Source organism: Nodularia sp. LEGE 04288, assembly GCF_963896525.1.
In the GTDB taxonomy this organism is placed as follows: Bacteria; Cyanobacteriota; Cyanobacteriia; order Cyanobacteriales; family Nostocaceae; genus Nodularia.
This window is the reverse complement of sequence record NZ_CAWQOY010000160.1, coordinates 66,074-88,989: the sequence shown is the minus strand read 5'-3', so window position 1 is coordinate 88,989 and position 22,916 is coordinate 66,074. Positions and strand designations below refer to the sequence as shown.

The following is a 22,916-nucleotide window of genomic DNA, read 5'->3' as shown; positions in this document are numbered from 1 at the left end:
GAGGAATTTTCATAATTGCACTTCGGCAGTTTTTATTATAAGTCATATTACAATAATATTTTTTATTTCTAACTACTACGGTGAAATTACTTAAAAATATAATTAATCTTCCATAAATTTCGCTGAAAACTCTGATTTGTTAGCTGTTTTTACCAACTGATCCTTTTATTTAACAAATGCCAAAGGTTAAGAAAAGGTTATTAAGTAATAACTCAAATAAGGTAATTAAAAATATTAGAATACCCACAATTTTTTTATGGGATGATTTGGCACTGTATACAGCTAATTTATTATAGAGGCAGAAAATGAATAATTTAATTTTGACAAGTTCTCAAATACACTTGCTTGGCAGATGAGCAATAGTTCCTGAATGGTACAAGCCTCCAGATATATAAGGGCGGGCATCTTTGCCCTCCCCCACAAAATTTATCATATTAAAATGTGGAGTTGATTAACTTGCAAAGTGCTGTTGTATATCGCCTAGCGTTACTAGTGCCAAGACTGCTTTAAAATGGTTGATCACGCTTCACCAATTCTCTGGGTTCATAGTGACGGCAATTCTGACAGGGGCCACTGGGGTTAACAGCACAGCGCATATAGCCAGACCGAGCATTAAATTTGCAACTGATATCGCCAATGAGGTAACCCACGCCTTCCAAATAATAGCGATCGCCTTCAACAGGTCTGATATGATCTCGGATGCGTCTCCCTGACAAATTCGTAGCTGCTTGTCTCATCCGGAGGCGTGTCCGCGAATGGGTTTTACGGATGACCCACAGGGAAATCAAGGACGGTAACAAACCCACGGTAATCACTAAAAGTGTTTTCAACACCTGATCTTTACCTCTTTTATGCGCTGAATACTCTTTCCTGATGTTACACACCATTTTCCCACAGGAAAAATTCTGGGCAGATTGCCATGCCAGTATGGCATCTGGTAACTTTGGGGATATGTCCTGATGCTACTTCCATCCGCATCAACTATTCACAGATGGTAACTTACAAGTCAGCGCTAGCTATAGAGGGAGGGAAAAAATGGGTTTGGCTGGGTTAAGAATTGTGTTGGTGGAACCAGCTGGCCCGATTAATGTAGGGTCAATCGCTAGGGTGATGAAAAATTTTGGTTTACATAATTTAGTATTAGTCAATCCCCAATGCGATCCTGTTGGGGAAGAAGCTTTAAAAATGGCAGTTCATGCCAAGGAGATTTTAGAATCTGCGGTATTGGTGACCACATTACCAGAAGCATTGCACGGATGTGTCCGAGCGATCGCCACCACAGCTCGTGTGCGTGATTGGGAAACACCCTTAGAAAATCCCCGCATAGCCCTACCTTGGCTACTAGAGTCACCAGAGTCACCAGCCGCACTGATTTTTGGCAGGGAAGACCGGGGTTTAAGTAACGAAGAATTAAATTATGCCCAGCGATTTGTTCGCATACCCACAAGTGAAAATTATTCATCCCTGAATTTAGCTTCAGCCGTGGCTATCTGCTGCTATGAACTGGCACAATATACAGCACCGACCACACCACCCCCCAGCCAAACTGAACTAGCATCTTTGGATATTGTCGAAACCTACTACCAACAATTAGAATCTTTACTACTAGATATTGGTTATTTATATCCCCATACAGCCCTGACACGCATGGCCAAATTCCGACAATTGTATAATCGCGCTCACCTCCAAACAAAGGAAGTAGCTATGCTGCGAGGGATTTTACGACAAATAGAATGGGCGCTTAAAAATCAGAGTAATCAGGAAAACTTGTGATTCATCCGGGAAAATCTCTGGAATTAATTCCCCCAAAAATAGTTAATATGGCCTAAGCTAAACACAAAAAGGCTACTGAGTGATTTCCGCATCCAGCTGCTTCAGAAGTGAGTTGTGGGTCGGGAGTCTGCTGGAAAACATTCGAGTGGGTCACAAGGAGTAACAGTGTCTGAGTCAAGTGACAAACGCAGAAATTTCTCGCGGCGACAACCCACAAACCGCCGCCCGCGTCAGCATGAAGGCGAAAAAGTGGGCAAGAAAAAAGTTAAAGTACCCAATCCGCAGCAACGTCCTGCCAAAAAAGAAGTAGCTTTAACACGGCTGAACCATAATATGCTGCCGCCTCCTAGTGCTACTGTGGTCAGGAAGTCAAAACCAGGGCTAGTGATGCCAGCAGCGGTGAAACCCATTGGGTATGTGGGGACGACAGCACCCTTTTATCCCAACACAGTCAAGTACAAGACCGTGCGGGTACAGAAGCCAGCAATGCCCAAAATGGGCAGACGCGCATCGCGCAAAACGCGGTTAAAGCCAATGGCTAGAACCATGTTATACGCTCTAAGATTGTTGATTGTGGGAGTCGGTATTGGTGCCATTGTGGGTACGATTTTATCAGTCTTAGACCCTGCTACTCGTATGCCCAGTAATTCGGCAGCATCATCTGGGAATCTGGGGACTAATCAGCCACAACTTACCCCCAATCCGGCTGGTGGTTTATACTTATCCCAAGAAATTACCCCCTTGAAAGATGCCGTCCAAACTTTGGCAACGGCAAACCCGATTCTGACACCTGGCGTTTTCTTTGTGGATTTAGAGACTGGTGGCTACGTAGATGTGAATAGCTCCGCCAGTTTCTCTGCGGCTAGTACAATCAAAGTGCCGATTCTAATCGCCTTTTTCCAAGATGTGGATGCCGGTAAAGTCCGCCTGGATGAAATGCTGACGATGGGAAAAGAGATGGTGGCTGGTGGTTCGGGCAATCTGCAATACCAAAAAGTGGGAACCCAGTACAGCGCCTTGGAACTTGCAACTCTCATGAGTACAAGCAGCGATAACACAGCTACCAATATGGTGATTGCCAGACTAGGAGGTATGGAGGCGCTGAATCAACGTTTCCAAAGCTGGGGATTGTCAGCTACAGCAATTCGTAATCCTCTGCCAGATTTAGCCGGAACAAATACCACTAGCCCCAGAGAATTGGGAAGTTTGCTGGCTATGGTCAATCAGGGTAATTTAGTCAGTATGCGATCGCGCGATCTAATTCTGGATATTATGCGCCGCACAGAGCGAAATCATCTGTTACCTTCTGGTTTAGGCGCAGGTGCAAGAATTCACCATAAAACGGGTGACATTGCCACCATGCTGGGTGATGTGGGTTTAATTGATATCCCTACTGGCAAGCGCTACATCGCTGTTGTCATGGTACAACGCCCCAATAATGACCCTGGAGCCGAAAAACTGATTAGCTCGATTTCTAGCGCTGCTTACAAACAATTTAGCCAGAGTATTGCACCCAATCCCATGATCAATACCCCCACACCTCCCAATATAGGTAACACTATGCCGCCGAATGTGACTCCAGTCCCATTCTCGACTCCACAAAGTTTCCCCTCTAGATAAGTTTTGGTAAATCACTTGTTTTTTAACACTTCTGATATCGCATTCCGGGAAGTTGCGAAACTAAACCCATAAGTTCTAACTGTAATAATGCACTTGAAACTGAGCCAGTATTCATCCCGGTTTTTTGCACAAGATAATCAAAGGGCGAAACATCACAGGCGATCGCATCCATGACTTGTTGCAGTTCTGGTGATAAATCCGGCAACTTTAACTGTTCTGGAATTGGCAATGTGTCAATTGAATCAATTTTAGGGATGGCTCCCAGCATTTTTAGCAGTTCGTCTAATTCCCTGAGAACGAAAGAAGCACCTTGATTGAGTAATTTTAAACACCCTTGAGATGGATAATCATCTATTCTTCCAGGTAATGCATAAACATCTCTGCCAAATTCATTCGCATAAGTAGCCGTAATTAACGCCCCAGACTTCACAGGCGCTTCCATGACCAAAATCGCACGGCTTAAACCGGCAATGATCCGATTACGGCGAGGAAAGTGTGTGCGATCGGGTGGGGTTTTGCTGGGATATTCACTCACGACTAAGCCTTGACTCAAAATCTGTTTGTACAAATCCCGGTTTTTGGGTGGGTAAATCACATCGACACCAGTCCCTAACACGGCGATTGTTCTTCCCCCGGCTTTCATTGTGGCTAGATGGCTTTCTGTATCGATTCCCTCCGCCATCCCAGATACAACTGTAAAGCCATTTTTAGCTAAAGCTGTGCTAATCTGGCGCGTCCAACGAATACCATAATCTGAAGGTTTGCGTGTCCCGACAATCCCCACCAGGGGTTTTTGTCCCAAATTTTCTTGTAGTTCAACTTCACCGCGATAGTACAACATTGGCGGTGGGCTGGGCGTTTCCAGCAACAACCGGGGATAATCTGCGTCGCCTGGTGTCCAGAAATGGGGGTTTTCTTGCTGGTGTTGGATCAGTAATTGTTTTGGATGCAGACGCGATCGCTGTTCATCTATTTTCCCTAATGTCTGAAACCCAAAACCTGGAACTTCTCCTAACTGGGCTTTGGTAGCATTCCAAGCAGTGGCTAGCGTGCCAAAATGCTGGTGTAGTCGTCGCAGTAACACCGGGCCAACCCCAGAAATTCGCGTCCAAGCTAGCCAATATGCTCTTTCTTCTTCCACTATGCTATCCTCACACCTACTGATTTGAGTATTCCCAAATTAGGTTTGTCGATCACCAGGCGCACTGATTTAATCGTCGTTTCTCGTTATAATTTACTTCTGCGGTAATTTAGGTGTTAATGATTCTTGAGTTTAGAAAATATTTAATTTAGGATTATTGCTCAGACAATTCCCTCTTATTTGCTAATTTAAATTCAACAAATCCTGATTATATAATCAGTTCAAATTCCCGACTTCTCAAGAAATCGGGAATCTAGTTGTTTAGCAATTATGGAAAATTACTATGTTTACATGAAGCCCTTAGTATTCATAACTGAATGACTTAGCTAGCACGGTAATATGACCAATTGCATAGGTGGCGACAAATGCCTCAGCCAGCTTATTCAGTGTTGAGAGATCGCTAATAGCAGGGGCAACGCTAGCATCTGTAGAGGCTGTAGAACTGTCTCCACCAGAGATAAAATCTACATCTTGGAATTCATTGAGAAAACTTTCAGAATCTTGAAACAATTCAGAACCAGTAGCGTTTAGTTCGTAAAGATTGATAGTTGCCATATCATTAGCTCCTCGATTATATGTTGCGCGTTGATTAACTTGGTAAACAATTAAGCTATCTTTTGCTGAACTGTTACTGCTAGTTTTAGTCATAAAATATAAAAAAATCAAGGCGGAAAAAAATTAAAATAGACATATCTTCATGTATTTTGTCTTGATTTAAATGTGAGAAAATATTTATTCTTTGCTAAAAAATCCTGCTTTCATATATGCAACTCTCAAAAAATAATTGACTGCTCACCTGCATCTAGACAATTTTAGCCAGTAGACAGAAGAATTTAGGATATTGGTGGGTTACGGAGTATCGTCCTAACCCCGACTAAAAATTGGGGATTTTATTCATTAGAAGTCTCTAAAGCAATCATCGCCGGCAACAGACCGCAAAGCGTTACCCTAGATCCTAGAAACTCAAAACAGACAATGATACCAGAAGAAATTGCAGGTACGCTCACAAAATTATTTGATACAACAGAAGTAAACGCGATCGCCCCTGGATCGTGGCAAGTGGACACCTCTAGTTTTCGGCTGTTGGTACTGCTATCTGAAGATAATACTTGGTTACGGATTCTCCTGCCTATTGTCCCCATCCAAGAAGCCCAACCGTTTTTAGCACAGTTTTTAGAAGCCAACTTTGATGAGACGCAAGAAGTCCGTTATGCTTTGTTTGATGGTGTAGTTTGGGCAGTGTATCAACACAATAGCGAGACTTTGGTTAGCGCAGACTTTGCCAGTGCGATCGCCCGACTGGTATCTTTGTCCGAAGCCGGGTTAGATCATGTCTTCAATCGTCTGATTGAAAGTCGCATCCGGCAAATTATCCAGACAGCAAAACAGCAAGGACAATCTCTCGCAGCAACCATGCAAAATCTAGAACGTTTTTATGCAGAAGGATTGTTGGGTGAAATTGACCAAACCGCAGAAACCAGAGAACAAGTATTAACAGCTTGGCAGCGTCAATTAGAACGCTTATGGAATGAAATCGACATTAAAGTTGAATAAAATTTCAATTTAAGTAGATAAGCACCGAATAAACCAAACTATATGACAACTTGTCAACATACCTCATGCCAGCCAACTTATGGATATTATTGAAATCCTCAAACAAGACTATCAAAGATTTCCGGAAAATCAAACATACAGCATTTACGCCGAAAACGTTTATTTTCAAGACCCATTAACTAAATTTCGGGGTGTTAAACGCTATCAGCAGATGATAAAATTCATCCAGACATGGTTTATCAATCCCCAGATGGACGTACATGATCTTCAAAATTTAGGAGACACCATCAAAACAGAGTGGACACTTAGCTGGAATACACCCATCCCTTGGAAACCCCGCATTTCTATCTCCGGGTGGAGTGAATTAGGGTTAAACTCTGCTGGTTTAATTATTTCCCACATCGATTATTGGCACTGTTCACGCCTAGACGTAATTAAACAGCATTTTTACCCTATTCATTAGTATAAAAAAATACTTAATTTTACATTCGGCTGTGAAGTTAGAATCCCCTCTCTAGAGAGATGCTGAGGCGATCGCCTTTAGGCAGAGATTTTGTCAAAATGATATGATTCACAGAATGGTACGAAGTTTGTCCAAGTTAAACAAAACACTTCAGAATATTGTGGCAAAACAGCCTGTAAATTAAGGAGGTTTATCTGAACAGCGATCCCCCAGAACTATCTAATTTACAAAAAGAGTTTTCTGAAGTGGCTTCAGAAGTATTCCCTGTAGGTGATAAATCTGTAGAAGAAAGGCTAACAGCCATTTTGGAAAATATGGCTGAAGCATTTATGGAGATTGACACAGCGTGGCGTGTTACTTCTGCGAATCATCAAGCAACACAGCTTTTAAATAAAAACACAGACGATTTATGCAGCAAACTGTTGTGGGATGTATTTCCCGTAGAGGCGACAACTCAGTTTTATCAACAGTGTCATCAAGTAATTGTCGAAAAAATATGCGTTGAATTTGAGGAGTTCTATCCGGCGTTAAATCGATGGTTGAAGGTGCGGCTTTGTCCGAGTGGAAATAGTCTATTAACATATTTTCTCGATATTACAGAACGAAAAGAATTAGAAATAACACTGCGTCAAAAACAAGATTTTCTCACAGTCCTGCTGGATAACGTTCAAGCCGGCATTGTCGCCTGCGATGCGGAGGGAAGATTACAGTTATTTAACAAAACAGCGCAATCATTGCATGGATTGTCTGAAAAACCGCTTTTTCCAGAAGAATGGGCAGAACATTATGATTTGTATCTGCCGGATGGCAAAACGCTCATGGAAACAGCCGACATTCCCTTGTTTCAGGCATTACAAGGGCAGCAGGTTGATAATGTCGAAATGATCATTATGCCCAAGCAAGGAGTCACACGCATCCTCAGCGCCAAAGGTCAAGCAATTGTCGATTGGCATGGTGAAAAACAGGGTGCAGTGGTAGTCATGCACGATATCACCGAACGCAAGCAAGCTGAGGAAGCGCTCCGCAAAACTGAGCAACGTTACCGCTCAGTAGTGGATCATGTTAAAGAAGTCATCTTCCAAATCGATGCCGTAGGGGTATGGACATTTCTCAACCCGGCTTGGACGGAAATTACTGGATTTTCAGTTGATGAAAGTATCTGTACTCATTTTTTAAACTACGTATATCCCGATGATCGGCAGCATAATTTAGAACTCTTTCAATCTTTAATGCAAAGAGAAAAAGATGATTGCCATCATGAAATTCGTTACCTGACGAAAACTGGAGGGTTTCGTTGGATTGAGGTATTTGCCCACTTGAACTTAGACGACGATGGTACAATCCTGGGGACTTCAGGAACATTAATCGACATTACCGAACGCAAACAAGCTGAGGCAAAACGAGTGCAACTGGCGCGGGAGCAAGTAGCTCTTGCAGTCGTAGAAGTGGCACACCAACAATCGTCTTTTTTAGCAGAAATCAGTGCTGTGCTGGCATCTTCGTTAGATTATCAACAAACTCTTCAAAGCGTTGCTAATTTAGTTGTACCCTACTTTGCCGACTGGTGTTGTGTTGATTTGCTCAATGATGATCTCGCCATTAGCCGTGTTGCTGTTGCTCATGCTGATGCGGAAAAGGTGGGATTAGGATGGGAAGTGATCCAACTCTATCCCAATTATTTGGATGATGGCTATGGCATTTCTCAGGTGATGAAAACTGGGCAAAGTCAAATTGTAGTAGAAATTACGGATGAGCAGTTAGTAGCGACCATTCAAGATCCTCAATACTTGCAACTCTTACGCGAACTGAGCTTAAAATCGTGCATTATTGTGCCGTTAAAAGCACGGGAACGAGTTTTTGGCAGCATTTCCTTTATCTTTGCCGAGTCTCATCGCCACTACAGCATGACTGATTTGACTTTGGCTGAAGATTTAGCTCGTAGAGCTGCAAACGCCATTGATAATGCTTATCTTTATCATGAAGCACAGCTAGCAAGGCAAGCCGCCGAAAAAGCCGCAGACCTCACTGCTAGGTTGCAAACCGTCACAGCAGCCCTTTGCGAATCTCTCACACCCTTGCAAGTTGCAGAGGTAATTGTCGAACAAAGTATGACAGTTTTGGCAGCGACTTCGGCAATGGTAGTTTTGGTGAGCAAAGATAGACAAGAATTAGAAATAATCAAAGCCGTCGGTTACAATCCCGATTTACTGGAATCCTGGCACAAATTTTCCATTAATTCCGCTACCCCCTTAGCAGAAGCCATTAGAACTGAAGCACCTATATGGTTAGAAACCTCAGCAGAGAGAATTGCTAGTTATCCTCACTTAGCTGAAGTTTACGATCAATACGATTTCCAATCATGGGTATCGCTGCCTCTCGTGACTGAGGGACGGTCTGTGGGCGGAATATCGCTGAATTTTCGAGAATTAAAGCACCTAAGTCAGGACGACCGCGAATTTATATTGGCATTATGTCGTCAATGCGCTCAAGCGATTGCCCGATCGCAATTGTATGAAGCAGAAAGCCAAGCTAGAGCCGAGGCGGAACAAGCGAACCGCATCAAAGATGAGTTTTTGGCAGTACTTTCCCACGAATTGCGATCGCCTCTCAATCCCATTCTGGGTTGGACAAAAATCCTGCGAACAAAGCGTTTAGATGCCGCCAAAACCACACAAGCCTTAGAAACTATCGAACGCAATGCCAAGTTGCAAGCGCAATTAATTGAAGACTTGTTAGATGTTTCACGCATCCTCCAAGGCAAAATCACCTTAAACGTCGCGCCAGTTAATTTAGCTACAACCATTAAAGCCGCCTTAGAAACAGTCCAACTAGCAGCAGAAGTCAAAAATATTCACATCCACACCCAATTCAACCTGACTTCTGGAAACGTTTCCGGCGATAGCAACCGCTTACAACAGGTTTTCTGGAATCTGTTCTCTAACGCCGTCAAGTTCACACCATCGGGAGGGCGAGTAGAAGTGCAACTAGAGCAGGTGGGGATGTATGCTCAAATCCAAGTCAAAGACACTGGTAAAGGTATCACTCCAGAGTTTTTACCTTATGTGTTTGAATACTTCCGCCAAGAAGATGGCGCAACCACCAGAAAATTCGGGGGATTAGGATTGGGGCTGGCAATTGTCCGCAATTTAACGGAACTGCATGGAGGAACCGTTCACGCAGATAGTCCGGGGCAGAATTTAGGAACAACATTCATAGTCAGGTTGCCGTTAAACCTTGCTGAACAGCAGCTATCTTCTGATCATAGTCATTTAGAAACTTTAATCGACCTCACAGGTATTCAGATATTGGTTGTGGATGATGACCCAGATATGCGTGAGTTAGTAGAATTCATCCTGGTACAAGCTGGCGCACAAGTGAGTACAGCCGCTTCAGCATTACAGGCATTGACCCTCTTAAATCAATCTATCCCTGACTTGCTGTTGTCTGACATCGGGATGCCAGAAATGGATGGCTATTCTCTGATTCGGCAAATTAGAAAATACTCACCCCCAGAGGGAGGAACTATTCCGGCGATCGCACTTTCTGCTTATGCGGGTGAAATTAACCAACAACAAGCACTCCAAGCCGGATTTCACAAGCATATTTCCAAACCCATCGAACCCGAAGAGTTAGTCAGGGCAATTGCATTATTAATTACAAAATAAACAAAATGAACTATTCAGGTGGAATTATCCCCCCTGCCCCCTGCCCCCTGCCTCTTTTTCCATGTCTTGCGCGAACAGTATTTATTTTCTTTAAACAGTTGATAATGTAAATAAATGTAAATAATGCTGAGATAGGACGTAATCATCCATGCGTGTAATTTTGATGACAGGCAAAGGCGGCGTAGGCAAAACCTCCGTTGCTGCCGCTACTGGTCTGCGTTGTGCAGAACTAGGCTACCGCACACTGGTTTTGAGTACAGACCCAGCTCACTCTTTGGCAGACAGTTTTGACTTAGAAATGGGACACGCACCGCGAGAAATTCGCCCGAATTTGTGGGGTGCAGAACTCGATGCGCTGCAAGAACTAGAGGGAAATTGGGGTGCGGTGAAGCGTTATATCACCCAAGTGTTACAAGCCAGAGGCCTAGAAGGGGTGCAAGCCGAAGAATTAGCCATCTTACCAGGTATGGATGAGATTTTTGGCTTAGTCAGGATGAAACGCCACTACGACGAAGGCGAATTTGATGTTTTGATTATCGACTCAGCCCCTACCGGCACAGCATTACGCCTGCTGAGTTTACCTGAAGTTGGTGGCTGGTATATGCGCCGTTTTTACAAGCCATTTCAAAATATCTCAGTGGCGCTTCGACCGTTGGTGGAACCTTTCTTTAAACCAATTGTCGGTTTTTCTCTCCCAGATAAAGAAGTGATGGATGCACCTTATGAGTTTTATGAGCAAATTGAAGCTCTGGAAAAAGTATTAACTGATAATACTCAAACCTCAGTGCGTCTGGTCACTAATCCCGAAAAAATGGTGCTGAAAGAATCTCTGCGCGCCCATGCTTATCTAAGTTTATATAATGTAGCCACAGACTTAGTGATTGCTAATCGGATCATTCCCCAGGAAGTCCAAGACCCATTTTTCCAACGTTGGAAGGAAAGCCAGGAGCAATATCGCCAGGAAATACATGACAACTTTCTGCCTCTACCTGTAAAAGAAGTGCCACTTTTTTCTGAAGAAATGTGTGGTTTAGCTGCCTTGGAACGTCTGAAAGAAACTCTCTACAAAGATGAAGATCCAACTCAAATATATTACAAAGAAACAACTATGAGAGTTGTGCAAGTGCAGAACCAATATAGTTTGGAAATCTACTTGCCTGGGATTCCCAAAAACCAAATTCAACTGAGTAAAAATGGAGATGAATTAAATATTACTATTGGTAATCATCGCCGTAATTTAGTATTGCCACAAGCTTTGGCAGCACTACAACCAGGTGGAGCCAAGATGGAAGAAGACTATCTGAAAATTTCCTTTACGACAATGTAAAAGTTGAATTTTGCGGATAGCTTAACTCACAGATAAATGGTCAAAAGTAGAGACTGAATTAGCTGAGAAACTCTACTTTTGACCTGGAATATCTCTAATTATGCTAAGATTTGAGTTATAATTTAGGGAAAGCTTGATCAAAAAAATACTTGATTTTTAGCAATGGCTGATTTTTGATTTTGCCATGTAAATTTTTATTAAAAAATAAATTATTTAAGCAATATTTTGCCCGTAGTTAATTAGTTGGGACTCGGAAAAACCAAACTATATTACGAATCGTAAACACCCATAAAACCTTTACCAATGACAAAAGACAAATGACGACACCCGCCAGTTAAGTTTATTTACGCCCACCTACTTACCGAAGAAATGGGTTTAAAGCCCCGTCGTTATACGACGGCTTTTTATGGTATTTTAATTAATCTTATACCAAACGTGGTAGTATAAGACAGGAGGTAGAAAGATGCTTGTTTTTGAGTTCAAAGCTTATGGAAAGCCAGCACAATTCATTGCGGTAGATGAAGCAATTCGTACTGCCAAGTTCATTCGTAATAGCTGTATTCGGCTATGGATGGATGTTAAAGGCATGGGTAAAAACGACTTGCAGAAATATTGTGCTGTACTGGCGGCGAACTTTCCCTTTGCTAATGAACTCAACTCAATGGCTCGTCAAGCTTCTGCGGAAAGAGCTTGGTCTTCTATCTCTCGGTTTTATGACAACTGCAAAAAGGGTATTCCAGGGTTAAAAGGATATCCTCAATTCCAGAAGGAGTGCCGCTCGGTTGAGTACAAAACTTCAGGATGGCGGATTGCCGATGACCGTAAATCAATAACTTTCACCGACAAGAAAGGCATTGGGCGCTTAAAACTCAAAGGTACTCGTAATTTGCACTTTTACCAGATCAACCAAATTAAACGGGTAAGATTGGTCAGACGTGCAGATGGTGTGTATGTTCAGTTTTGCATTGATGTAAACCGTTCCCAGAACATAGAACCTACGGGTAATACGGTTGGGTTAGACGTTGGGCTGAAAGAATACTACACTGACTCTGATGGCACGATGGTTGAAAACCCTAAGTTTCTTCGTGTTGGTGAAAAAGTTCTCAAGCGCTCACAACGTCGTGTTTCCAGAAAGGTAAAAGGTTCAAAGAACAGAGGCAAGGCAAGACTTGTTTTAGGAAAACGCCACCTCAAAATAAGTAGGCAACGTAAAGACCATGCTGTGAAGTTAGCACGGTGCGTAGTTCAGTCTCACGACTTGATAGCCTATGAAGATTTGAGGATTAAAAATCTGGTGAAAAACCATTGTCTTGCTAAGTCTATTAATGACGCATCTTGGTATCAGTTCCGTGTCTGGATTGAATATTTTGGCAAGGTATTTAAACGGGTCACGGTGGCGGTTAATCCGCAATACAGTAGCCAGGAATGCTCTAGCTGCGGTGAAGTTGTGAAGAAAACACTATCCACTAGGACACACGTTTGTAAATGTGGCTGTGTGATGGATAGGGATGAAAACGCAGCTAGGATCATCCTTAGTCGAGGGTTGGGTACGGTAGGGCATACCGGAACCTTTGCGCTAGACGCAAGCAACGCTTGGGGAGATGAAACCTCTACTCTTGTTGGTGAAAACCTGCATGAGCAAGTTATGTCTTAGATCCAAGAATCCCCGTGCGTTCACGCCGGGGAGTGTCAAACTGTGGACAAAGTAATTAGATAAAATACAAAATGTTTTTATATTTATGGGTAGTCTCATTATTAATTTTTCGGAAATTTATTTAATTAACAGCAATGTCAGACGTATCTCAACCAAATTTGCGGGCAAGCATTGATCAAGAAAGTGTACTAAGACGCATTACCAATTGTATCCGCCAAACCTTAGAACTAGAAGAAATTATCACAACGACAACGGCGGAAGTCTGTTCATTACTAGGAACTGACCGAGTAATGATTTATAAATTTCAGGCCGATGGTAGTGGTCAAGTTATTGCTGAGTCGATTCATGAGCAGCGATTACCCTCATTAAAGGGGCTAAATTTTCCAGCTGATGACATTCCCCCCTACGCCCGTGAATTATTGATGAAATTAAGGGTGCGCTCTGTTGTCAATGTGGAAAAACAAGTGATTGGTCAAAGTCCCCTGCACGTGGGGGAAAATGGCGAAAATTTAGCTGAGGATATCCGTTATCGCCTTGTAGATCCCTGCCATCTGGAATACTTAACGGCAATGGGGGTGAAGTCTTCTTTAGTCGCGCCTATTTTTTATCAAGATGAAATGTGGGGGCTATTGGCTTCTCATCATTCTGAGTCACGGGCAATTTCCGAAGGTGAATTCACACTGATCCAGATGGTAGTAGATCAGCTATCGATCGCGATCGCTCAAAGTAACCTTTTGACTCAGGCTCGTGAAAAAGCCGAACGGGAAACGATTATTAACCGAATTTCTACTCTACTGCATTCACTGCCCACAATTATCTTCCAACCAGCATTAGAAGCAGCTGTTGCGGCCTTTGATGGCTGTGGTGGTAGGCTTTGTATGAAAAATCAAGCTTTTAATCTCCAAAATGACCAACTTGCCAGTTTAACAGAATGCTTAATGCCTGGAAATGATTGCGTCAAAGTTTATACCTGTGGAGAACAACCCCTCATCCCAGCACAAAGTATATATCCACTCATGGAGCAGTACAGTGTTTGGCACGAACATTACAAGTCTGGTAAATACGATGTTTGGGCAATTACCGACATCTATAAAATGCCCTACTTACGAAGCTTGCAACCTGCGTTTCAACCAACTAAAATTCGCAGCATCTTGATGATTCCCCTGGAATATCGTCAGCAGTTAGTCGGCTATCTCAGTATTTTTCGCCAGGAAATAGACACAGAAACCCTGTGGGCTGGTCAATTTGACCTCGATAAAAGACAAGTATATCCCCGGCTGTCCTTTGAAGTTTGGCGGGAATGTAAAAAGGCACAAGCTCAGACATGGAAGCTCACAGAAATTGAACTAGCTACAGACATTGGTCATATTTTCGCATCGTCGATTCAGCAACGTGAATTATACCAACAGGTACAAGCCTTCAATGCCAACTTAGAAAATGAAGTCCAAAAGCGGACTCTGGAACTGCAACGGACATCTGAACAACAACGGGTATTGTTTGAAGTTGTGGCCAAAATCCGGGAATCTCTGGATCTAAAAGCTATTTTTCAGACTACGACTCAGGAAATTTGTCACTCTCTGCAAGCAGATCGCGTGGCTGTCTACCGCTTTGAACCTGATTGGAGTGGCGAGTTTATCGCTGAGTTTGTCGGTGAGGAATGGATGAAGCTGGTAACTGTGGATATGAATACAATTTGGGAAGATTCCTATTTGCAAGAAACGGAAGGCGGGCGATATCGCCACAATGAAACCTTGGCGGTGGATGATATTTATCAAGCTGGCTACTCTGAATGTCATCTTGCATTGTTGGAGCAATTCCAGGCGAAAGCTTATGCGATCGCGCCAATTTTTATTGGGCAAAAACTTTGGGGCTTGCTGGCAGCATACCAAAACTCTGCACCCCGCCACTGGTCAGCCTCAGAAATTCAGTTCCTGGCTCAAATTGCGTTGCAGCTGGGGGTAGCACTCCAACAAGCTGAATTGCTGAAACAGAGCCAAGAGCAGTCAGAACAGCTAGTGCAAGCTATGCGGAATTTACAACAAACTCAAACCCAACTCATCCAGACTGAGAAAATGTCTAGTTTGGGTCAATTGGTTGCGGGTGTAGCTCACGAAATCAACAACCCAGTCAATTTCATCTATGGCAATTTAGCCCATGTCAGTCAATATGCTGAAGACTTAGCTAGTATGTTAGCGCTCTATCAGCAGCACTGTCCCCACCCCAGTCAGGACATTATTAATCGGGCGCAAGAGATTGACTTAGAATTTGTCACCGAGGATTTCCCCAAAACTTTATCTTCGATGAAAATCGGCGTTGATCGTATCCGTCAGATTGTCATGTCTTTACGAAATTTCTCTCGACTCGATGAGGCAGAAATGAAAGCTGTGGATATTCACGAAGGCATTGATAGCACCCTACTAATTTTACAGCATCGTTTGAAAGCATTACCGGAAATCCCCAATATTCAGTTAATCAAAGAATACGGTAATTTGCCACTGGTAGAATGCTATGCCGGACAAATTAATCAAGTATTTATGAATGTTTTGAGCAATGCCATTGATGCTATAGAATATCGAAAAAAGCATAAATCAGAGCATCATCCTGGTCAAATTATGATCCATACTGCTGTGAATGAACTTGATCACAAAGTTAAAAGTGTGGTGATTCGTATTACCGACAATGGCGAAGGAATCCCCGAATCTGTGCAAAAAAGAGTATTTGACCCATTTTTTACAACTAAACCAGTCGGAAAAGGTACTGGTTTGGGGTTATCTATTAGTTATCAAATTGTTGTGGATAAGCACCGCGGCATCTTTAAATGTAATTCTCAACCAAATTTAGGGACAGAATTCTGGATTGAAATTCCCATTTGTCATCGAATTACTCAGTGAAACAATTTTAGATTTTAGATTTTAGATTTTAGATTTTGGTTCGACTCACTAATAAATCCAAAGGATTGTACCATTAAGCAACTATCGGTCAGTGTCTTTGAATTAAAATAAATTATTACTAGTACAAGTTGGCGTAAATAAACAGACCATTCAAAATCCATGAAAAGCCCATTTTATAAGCTTTTTGTCTTTTGACTTTTGACTTTTGACTTTTGACTTCCGCCTTGCGGTACTAGTGGCGTGACAAGCTTAAAATAGTGCTATATGTTTCAATACGGTTCAGTTAAGGAACCACACTTTTTGTCAAAGTCATTTTTTTTACTAACCGCAGAGGCGCAGAGGACACAGAGAAATCAGAAAGAGTTGGAAAAAATTGCTTAACTGAACTGTATTGCATTATGTTTCTCTTGTGGAACAGGCATACTATGGCTAACGCCACGCTACGCGGTAAGCGCAGCTATGCCGTAGGCTTTACGACAAGCTCAGTACAAGTCTTGCCTGTTCTGGGGGGACTAGAAGCCCACCCCACAATATTTATGCTTACACTATTTTAGGCTTGTCAAAATCAGGCTAACTTCTCAGTTGTACTGGCATAGCTAAATAGGTCATTTTCAAACCTCCCAAGGGGGTAAAAATTACTGGAGTTAGGGCTTGATTGAGGTGGATTTGAATTTCTGAAGATGGTAGTTCTTTCAAACCTTCCATTAAATATTTAATGTTAAAAGCAATTTCGATATCTTCCCCAGATATTTGTGCAGGTATTGATTCTCTACCGCTTCCCACATCTTGAGCTTCACAGGATAAGGTAATTTCCTGTGCGGCGTTGTTAATGCTGACTTTGACAATATTATTCTTCTGGTCGGCTAAGACGGCGATGCGCTCCAAAGTGCTAATCAATTGTTTGCGCTCAATTGTCAATTGGCGCTCAAATTGGCGGGGGATTAGTTGGCGATAGGCAGGATATTGACCATCTAAGGTGCGGCTGGTTAAGCGTTGATTTTGCCACGCAAATACGACTTGACCTTGATCTAAATATAAGGCGATCGCTTCATCGGCGGCAGCATTATGAGCCAACATCCTTTGTAGTTCCCGTAAGGCTCTGGCTGGAACAGTCACTTCTAGTTGATTACTATCCCCCAAGGGACGCTCGTTAGTCGTTTCCACTACAGCGAGGCGGTGTCCATCGGTAGCCGCAAATTCTAGGGTGTCTTGTTTAACTGTTAAATGCACTCCCGTCAGGACTTGCTTGGTTTCATCGCCACTGGTAGCAAATAATGAACCGCGTAATCCTTCAATTAATGCGGCTGTGGTGAGTTGAATGGGTTCAGTATTTTCAATTATTGGGAGTTCGGGAAATTCTTCAGCGCTCATGGCTCGGACTTGATAATGTCCACTCTTGGGTGTGAGGGTGACAATTAAACCTTCCCCTGTGGCTGTGTCCGAGTCTAGGGCTGATTCATCGTCTAGAGTCACTTCTCCTTCTTGGAGGCGTGAGGTGATGTCTACAAGTAGTTTAGCTGGGAGTGCGATCGCACCGGCTTCTAATACCTCAGCATTAAAACTGGTACGAATACCCAAACTCAGATCAAAGGCGGTTAAGCTGACTTGGTTCGTTTCCGCATCTGCTTGTAGCAGCACATTAGCCAGTACTGGATGAGTGGGGCGTGAGGGTACGGCTCGGCTGACGAGTGAAAGGTTGGTACTGAGATCGCTTTGGGTGCAAACTAATTTCATAAGGAAGTAGGTAGAGATGCAATTAAATAGAGTCGTCAATTGTTGGTGATTAAATCATCAATAGAGCAATTGTGGAAATTGTGGAAAACTCCCCACAAGTCACTGGAAAAAATGCTTGACTAAGTTACTATCTGTGGAAAACTTGTGGAAAACTTTACTAGTTTTTCCACAGTTTGATCATATTTCACGAAGTTTTCCCCAACAAACAATGATTTTTCCACAGATAAATTTAAATTTAATCAGTTTTTATACTTTCCTTAATATTTTTTGTGAACCGCTCAACAATTATGGCAGTGATGGTTGTGGAAAACAATTTTTTGCTCTCCAGAGGATTTGGGGGAGCAGCTAGCGCCTCTAGGCTAAAGTAATTTATTTGCGCTGTTGTCTGCTATTCATGTTGATGCGATCGCTCAATTGACCAAGGGTTTGTGCTAAACCGCGATCGCTTTGCAAGAGTTGGGCAATCTTATCACAACTATAAATCACCGTTGTATGGTCTTTACCACCGAACTCTTCACCAATTCTCGGTAAACTCAAAGCCGTGTGTTGGCGCATGAGATACATTCCTATTTGACGCGCCCAACTAATTTCTCGTCGCCGAGAGTTACTTTTCAGGTCTTCAATTGAGATCGCAAAAGTATCACCAATAACTGATAATATCACCTCCGGGGTAGCTGCTACTTTCTGGCTTTCTCTTTCTAAAACAGGTGTAATATTTTCCACCGTCATCGGTAAACCCCAAATAGAAATATAAGCCAGCGCTCGAATTAAAGCTCCTTCCAACTCGCGAATATTATTCGTATAGTTAGCAGCAATATACTCAACTACATCTTTGGGGAGGCGAATATTTTCGTATTCAGCCTTTTTTTGGAGAATTGCCATCCTAGTTTCTAAATCTGGAGTTTGCACATCAGCAATTAAACCCATAGAAAACCGCGAACACAGACGTTCTTGCAGCTGAGAAATATGGTGAGGCGGACGGTCAGAAGCGATCACCACTTGCTTCCCAGCTTCATGTAACGTATTAAAAGTATGAAAAAATTCTTCTTGAGTATACTCCTTACCCTCAATAAACTGAATATCATCGACTAACAAAACATCAGCCGCCCGATAATGCTCCCGAAAATTTTGCATCCGATCATTACGGATAGCTGTAATTAAGTCATTAGTAAATTGCTCTGTAGATACATAAAAGATTTTAGAATCTGGGCAAATTCGAGAGCGATAATGAGCAATAGCTTGCATCAGGTGAGTTTTTCCCAAACCCACACCACCGCATAAAAATAAGGGATTGAACTCTTTCCCTGGCGATTCTGCAACAGCCAAAGCAGCGGCGTGAGCCATGCGATTGTTAGCACCGACAACAAATCGCGAAAATACATATTTAGAGTTTAAGTCTGTAATGGGTTGCTTTTTTTGCGTCACACTTGCATCATTCAGCTTGGGGCTAGGTAAGTCCCAAGTAACTTCCGGTTCCCCCAAATTAGTCACCTCATCACCCTGAGCAACTGTAATGTAGATTTCCAGAGGATGACCCAAAATATCTTGGACTACATTAGCAATGGTGTTGATGTAATATTTTTGTAACCAATTACGAGCAAAAGGATTAGGAGTAATGATTACCAAGCAATTATTTTCTAATCGCTCGGCGTGAGCAGTTTTTATCCAAGTTTCAAAAGTGGGACGGGATAATTCTAGCTGTAAGCGTTTCAGCACCTGACTCCACAGATTGTCAATGGGAATTTCCATTATTTACCACCTTTGCGACTAATCGTCACAATAGAAGATGTCGGAAGGGACTAATTTAGTATTGATAAGTTCTAGACCTGAAACCAGCTTTTGAGTTGTGATCATTCACAGGATATACCCGGTAGGCAATATCCTACCACCCACTGACTAGCACGGAGAAGCAAAGAAACATGAAAAAAACAGAGCATAACTTGAAAGACCCAGGTATCAATATCTGGGGTTTGCCCCACAGGAGGAAATCAAGCAGTATGATCAAGTTGATGCTGAGTGGGGTAACAGTGGTGTCCCTGGGAAGCTGCTCGTTTTTACCAGCCAAAATCTTTGAGAGTCAGAAAAATGAGCCTCAGTCTCAGGTGGTGACTCAAAATACAAATAATCAAAGTCCGGCTGTGACTATCCCAGAAATTAGCTCCTCATCTGCTACAGATCCTAACTTTGTCGTCGCAGTTGTACAAAAAGTGGGAGATGCAGTAGTTCGGATTGATGCGTCTAGAACCGTACAATCTCGAAGTGTACCAACCGATCCATTTCTGCGGCGGTTTGGCAATTCCGAGTCATCACAGCCTAGACAGCGAGTAGAACAGGGTAGCGGTTCTGGATTTATTATCAATTCCTCTGGTCAAATTTTGACTAATTCCCATGTTGTAGACGGTGCTGATTCTGTAATTGTGACTCTCAAGGATGGCAGAACTTTTGATGGTAGAGTGCTGGGGGAAGATCCGGTCACAGATGTGGCTTTAATCGAAATTGAGGCTAATAATCTGCCAATTTTACCCATCGGTAACTCTGATACCTTGCAACCAGGAGAAGCAGTAATTGCCATTGGTAATCCTTTAGGGTTGAATAATACCGTTACCTCTGGGATACTCAGCGCGACGGGACGTTCTAGTAGTGATATTGGGGTAAGCGACAAACGCGTTGACTATATTCAAACAGATGCAGCCATTAACCCTGGTAACTCTGGGGGGCCATTACTCAATTCCCGTGGTCAGGTAATTGGGATGAATACAGCCATTATTCGCGGCGCACAAGGGTTAGGATTTGCCATTCCCATTAATACAGTCCAAAGAATTTCTCAGGAATTAATCACTAAAGGCAGAGTCGATCATCCTTACTTAGGTATTCAAATGATGACACTGACCCCAGAAGTGAAAGCCACAATCAATAAAGATACACGCAATCGCTTGAATCTTCGGGCAGATCAGGGTGTTTTATTGGTTGATATTGTACCTCGCTCGCCCGCATCTGTGGCTGGACTCAGATTTGGTGATCTGATTCAAAGCATTAATAACCAACCTGTGACTAAAATTGAAGAAGTACAAAAACTGGTAGAAAAGAGCCAAATTGGTATCCCTTTACAAATACAAGTGGAACGCAATGGCCAAGTTATCGCAGTAGCTGTGAGTCCTGCACCTTTACCACCGCGAACAGAAGGCTAAGTTTCCTGAACATGGCTGAATTAATCCCTATCATCCAATTGGGCGATCCTAAACTGCGCCAAAAAGCCACTTGGGTTGAGAATATTCAAGATCAACACATTCAAAAGCTCATTGACGACTTGATGGTAACAGTTGCCAAAGCTAACGGTGTGGGCATTGCTGCGCCTCAAGTAGCCACAAACTATCGTTTATTTATTGTGGCTTCCCGCCCGAATCTGAGGTATCCCCACGCCCCGGTTATGGAGCCTACCGCCATGATTAATCCGCGAATCATCGCTCATTCTACTGAAATTGTCAAAGGTTGGGAAGGTTGTTTAAGTGTGCCTGGTATTAGAGGTTTAGTGCCAAGATATCAAGCAGTGGAAGTTGCATATACTGACCGCAATGGCAAGTTACAAAAGCAAAAATTAACTGATTTTGTGGCTCGGATTTTTCAACATGAATATGATCATCTCGATGGTGTGCTGTTTGTAGATCGTGTGGAAAACTCTTTGGAGATGATCAGCGAGGATGAATACCAAAAAAAAGTAATGAATCATACTTAAATTAAGATATCTCTCAGGGAAGAGACTGGACACTGAAGCCTATGGTTATATTTAACCTATTGTTAACCTTAGTCTTGAGTGTATTTGATTGATTAAATGAGCAGGAATATCAGTAGTAGTGGGTGTGATTCGCAGATAAATCAAAATATCAGCCAAGAAGTTGTACAGCCACAAACGCAAGTTGTTTCGGGCGGGTTAAAAATTGTTCATGCAACGAACGGGCGCGTCCGCATCCGCGCTACTGACGCTAGTTTTCACCCAAAGTTAAAGACTATAGCTGAAGATTTACGGACGTATGAAGGAGTGAGACAAGTTTCTCCTGATCAGCAAACAGGTAGTTTGGTCGTGACGTTTGATCCCACGCTGCTGTCAATGCCACAAATGCTGAGTATACTGCAAGAGTTTGACATTCAACAAGTCCCAGTCAGTAATGTAGATGCCTTCGCTGCGTGGAAATCTGCGGATTTTTGGCAAGAGCAATCTGTTTCGTTGATTCCCTTGCTCACAGGGTTGGCGGTGACGGGAGGATTGGGAATCAGTGGTTTAGCCTCGATTCCAGTATATATGATTACCGCTGATGCGACTCGTCGGGTAATTGACTATTTGGAACCAAAAGTTTCAAAGTCAGATGTCGAAAAAGTTACCGAATCTTCTCTGGAAACGCCATTATCTGATCATCCCACCCTTGCTTATACTGTGGTTCATGCCATACCTGGACGAATCAGATTTCATTTACCTCGACTCGTCCAAGATAGCGCCTATGGGCGGCGACTGAAAGAGTTATTGCAAGGAGATCCCCAAGTGGTGAACGTGCGGGTTAATGATCATGCAGGATCAATTGCGATCGCCTATCAACCTGCTACAGTGGCTGTAACTCATTGGGTGAGTTTAATGGAATTGGCTGGGGAAACTCACCCAGATGCAAATTCTGTGAACGTGTCTAGTCAATCAACTGAAGTGATTCAGCAAAATACATCCAGCCGATGGGCTGAGATGAAGTCTTCTGGGATGTCTTTTTCTCTGGGTTATATGGCGAAGTTTTCATTGTAGATGGAAATAAGGTAGACGCGCTAGCGGCTTGCCGCAGGCTACCACAGAGGCACAGAGTACACTGAGAAATGAGTGTTTTAGAGAGTTATGATGTAAGGTTTATAACACGTCATTGCTGATTGAGAATATGAATTTGTTTCACGCATTCGCCGCTAGGCGTTCTCGTAGAGTAGGCGCAAAGGCGCAAAGGAACGAAGAAAAAGAAAGGTAATTTTGGCATTTCATACTTTGATTCAGCAACGCCACAATATCAAATCACCGCAAATCTGCAATCAGCTATCTAATTTTCACCGTTAATCAACAAGTTGATC

At 42.8% G+C, this 22,916-nt stretch carries 18 protein-coding genes; 13 read left to right on the top strand and 5 right to left on the bottom strand.

Annotation, left to right across the window (positions count from 1 at the left end; all coding sequences use genetic code 11):
• Positions 1–506 precede the first annotated feature (506 nt).
• Positions 507–833: a DUF6464 family protein gene (locus AACX33_RS23590; RefSeq protein ID WP_193997881.1), complete on the bottom strand. Its 327-nt coding sequence runs from the start codon at positions 831–833 to the stop codon at positions 507–509.
• An 86-nt stretch (positions 834–919) separates the two neighbouring features.
• Between AACX33_RS23590 and AACX33_RS23585 the strand changes: the two genes are divergently transcribed.
• From AACX33_RS23585 to AACX33_RS23575, 3 genes are all read left to right on the top strand, one after another.
• Positions 920–1,054, top strand: a complete 135-nt coding sequence (locus AACX33_RS23585) for a hypothetical protein (protein WP_265338625.1) — start codon at positions 920–922, stop codon at positions 1,052–1,054.
• The gene (locus AACX33_RS23580) at positions 1,036–1,773 is read left to right on the top strand and encodes an RNA methyltransferase (RefSeq protein ID WP_193997882.1); all 738 of its coding nucleotides are present in this window, start codon (positions 1,036–1,038) and stop codon (positions 1,771–1,773) included. The genes AACX33_RS23585 and AACX33_RS23580 overlap by 19 nt, the downstream gene beginning before the upstream one ends.
• A 165-nt stretch (positions 1,774–1,938) precedes the next feature.
• Positions 1,939–3,393 (top strand): serine hydrolase, encoded by a 1,455-nt coding sequence (locus AACX33_RS23575; RefSeq protein ID WP_227788815.1) that lies wholly within the window; start codon positions 1,939–1,941, stop codon positions 3,391–3,393.
• Positions 3,394–3,415: 22 nt separating this feature from the next.
• Here AACX33_RS23575 and dprA read toward each other — a convergent pair whose 3' ends face one another.
• Positions 3,416–4,534, bottom strand: a complete 1,119-nt coding sequence (gene dprA, locus AACX33_RS23570) for a DNA-processing protein DprA (protein WP_193997884.1) — start codon at positions 4,532–4,534, stop codon at positions 3,416–3,418.
• 300 nt (positions 4,535–4,834) lie between these two features.
• Complete coding sequence (locus tag AACX33_RS23565; protein WP_193998042.1) at positions 4,835–5,089, bottom strand: hypothetical protein; 255 nt, start codon at positions 5,087–5,089, stop codon at positions 4,835–4,837.
• 420 nt (positions 5,090–5,509) lie between these two features.
• Between AACX33_RS23565 and AACX33_RS23560 the strand changes: the two genes are divergently transcribed.
• From AACX33_RS23560 to AACX33_RS23530, 7 genes are all read left to right on the top strand, one after another.
• Positions 5,510–6,088 carry a hypothetical protein gene (locus AACX33_RS23560; protein ID WP_193997885.1) on the top strand — a complete coding sequence of 193 codons (579 nt, stop codon included), beginning with the start codon at positions 5,510–5,512 and terminating at the stop codon, positions 6,086–6,088.
• 79 nt (positions 6,089–6,167) lie between these two features.
• Positions 6,168–6,551 carry a DUF2358 domain-containing protein gene (locus tag AACX33_RS23555; protein WP_193997886.1) on the top strand — a complete coding sequence of 128 codons (384 nt, stop codon included), beginning with the start codon at positions 6,168–6,170 and terminating at the stop codon, positions 6,549–6,551.
• 245 nt (positions 6,552–6,796) lie between these two features.
• Positions 6,797–10,216: a PAS domain S-box protein gene (locus tag AACX33_RS23550; protein ID WP_227788814.1), complete on the top strand. Its 3,420-nt coding sequence runs from the start codon at positions 6,797–6,799 to the stop codon at positions 10,214–10,216.
• Between the two features lie 148 nt (positions 10,217–10,364).
• Positions 10,365–11,543 (top strand): TRC40/GET3/ArsA family transport-energizing ATPase, encoded by a 1,179-nt coding sequence (locus tag AACX33_RS23545; protein ID WP_193997887.1) that lies wholly within the window; start codon positions 10,365–10,367, stop codon positions 11,541–11,543.
• Positions 11,544–12,006: 463 nt separating this feature from the next.
• Positions 12,007–13,197: an RNA-guided endonuclease InsQ/TnpB family protein gene (locus AACX33_RS23540; protein WP_193997888.1), complete on the top strand. Its 1,191-nt coding sequence runs from the start codon at positions 12,007–12,009 to the stop codon at positions 13,195–13,197.
• Positions 13,198–13,331: 134 nt separating this feature from the next.
• Positions 13,332–16,088 (top strand): GAF domain-containing protein, encoded by a 2,757-nt coding sequence (locus AACX33_RS23535; RefSeq protein ID WP_193997889.1) that lies wholly within the window; start codon positions 13,332–13,334, stop codon positions 16,086–16,088.
• A gap of 425 nt (positions 16,089–16,513) precedes the next feature.
• Positions 16,514–16,642: a hypothetical protein gene (locus tag AACX33_RS23530; RefSeq protein ID WP_265338624.1), complete on the top strand. Its 129-nt coding sequence runs from the start codon at positions 16,514–16,516 to the stop codon at positions 16,640–16,642.
• Positions 16,643–16,658: 16 nt separating this feature from the next.
• Here the strand turns inward: AACX33_RS23530 and dnaN are convergent, their stop codons facing one another.
• Both dnaN and dnaA read right to left on the bottom strand, forming a co-directional pair.
• On the bottom strand, positions 16,659–17,822 hold the full coding sequence (gene dnaN, locus AACX33_RS23525) for a DNA polymerase III subunit beta (RefSeq protein ID WP_193997890.1): 1,164 nt from the start codon (positions 17,820–17,822) through the stop codon (positions 16,659–16,661).
• Between the two features lie 369 nt (positions 17,823–18,191).
• Positions 18,192–19,571 (bottom strand): chromosomal replication initiator protein DnaA, encoded by a 1,380-nt coding sequence (dnaA, locus tag AACX33_RS23520; RefSeq protein WP_193997891.1) that lies wholly within the window; start codon positions 19,569–19,571, stop codon positions 18,192–18,194.
• 170 nt (positions 19,572–19,741) lie between these two features.
• On the opposite strand from dnaA, the gene AACX33_RS23515 reads away from it, so the two are divergent.
• The 3 genes from AACX33_RS23515 (at position 19,742) to AACX33_RS23505 (ending at position 22,605) form a co-directional block, all read left to right on the top strand.
• Complete coding sequence (locus AACX33_RS23515) at positions 19,742–21,010, top strand: HhoA/HhoB/HtrA family serine endopeptidase (protein WP_193997892.1); 1,269 nt, start codon at positions 19,742–19,744, stop codon at positions 21,008–21,010.
• A gap of 11 nt (positions 21,011–21,021) precedes the next feature.
• The gene (gene def, locus AACX33_RS23510) at positions 21,022–21,555 is read left to right on the top strand and encodes a peptide deformylase (protein WP_193997893.1); all 534 of its coding nucleotides are present in this window, start codon (positions 21,022–21,024) and stop codon (positions 21,553–21,555) included.
• A 96-nt stretch (positions 21,556–21,651) separates the two neighbouring features.
• Positions 21,652–22,605 (top strand): HMA2 domain-containing protein, encoded by a 954-nt coding sequence (locus AACX33_RS23505; protein ID WP_193997894.1) that lies wholly within the window; start codon positions 21,652–21,654, stop codon positions 22,603–22,605.
• Positions 22,606–22,916: the final 311 nt, after the last annotated feature.

What these genes read in the sequence shown, in the direction of transcription:
- AACX33_RS23565 (WP_193998042.1), bottom strand. Translation starts at nt 5,089, where the DNA reads ATGGCAACTATCAATCTTTACGAACTAAACGCTACTGGTTCTGAATTG.
- dnaA (WP_193997891.1), bottom strand. Translation starts at nt 19,571, where the DNA reads ATGGAAATTCCCATTGACAATCTGTGGAGTCAGGTGCTGAAACGCTTA.
- AACX33_RS23540 (WP_193997888.1), top strand. Translation starts at nt 12,007, where the DNA reads ATGCTTGTTTTTGAGTTCAAAGCTTATGGAAAGCCAGCACAATTCATT.
- AACX33_RS23515 (WP_193997892.1), top strand. Translation starts at nt 19,742, where the DNA reads ATGAAAAAAACAGAGCATAACTTGAAAGACCCAGGTATCAATATCTGG.
- AACX33_RS23580 (WP_193997882.1), top strand. Translation starts at nt 1,036, where the DNA reads ATGGGTTTGGCTGGGTTAAGAATTGTGTTGGTGGAACCAGCTGGCCCG.
- AACX33_RS23505 (WP_193997894.1), top strand. Translation starts at nt 21,652, where the DNA reads ATGAGCAGGAATATCAGTAGTAGTGGGTGTGATTCGCAGATAAATCAA.
- AACX33_RS23585 (WP_265338625.1), top strand. Translation starts at nt 920, where the DNA reads ATGCCAGTATGGCATCTGGTAACTTTGGGGATATGTCCTGATGCTACT.
- AACX33_RS23535 (WP_193997889.1), top strand. Translation starts at nt 13,332, where the DNA reads ATGTCAGACGTATCTCAACCAAATTTGCGGGCAAGCATTGATCAAGAA.
- AACX33_RS23560 (WP_193997885.1), top strand. Translation starts at nt 5,510, where the DNA reads ATGATACCAGAAGAAATTGCAGGTACGCTCACAAAATTATTTGATACA.
- AACX33_RS23545 (WP_193997887.1), top strand. Translation starts at nt 10,365, where the DNA reads ATGCGTGTAATTTTGATGACAGGCAAAGGCGGCGTAGGCAAAACCTCC.
- dnaN (WP_193997890.1), bottom strand. Translation starts at nt 17,822, where the DNA reads ATGAAATTAGTTTGCACCCAAAGCGATCTCAGTACCAACCTTTCACTC.
- AACX33_RS23530 (WP_265338624.1), top strand. Translation starts at nt 16,514, where the DNA reads ATGGCTAACGCCACGCTACGCGGTAAGCGCAGCTATGCCGTAGGCTTT.
- def (WP_193997893.1), top strand. Translation starts at nt 21,022, where the DNA reads ATGGCTGAATTAATCCCTATCATCCAATTGGGCGATCCTAAACTGCGC.
- AACX33_RS23555 (WP_193997886.1), top strand. Translation starts at nt 6,168, where the DNA reads ATGGATATTATTGAAATCCTCAAACAAGACTATCAAAGATTTCCGGAA.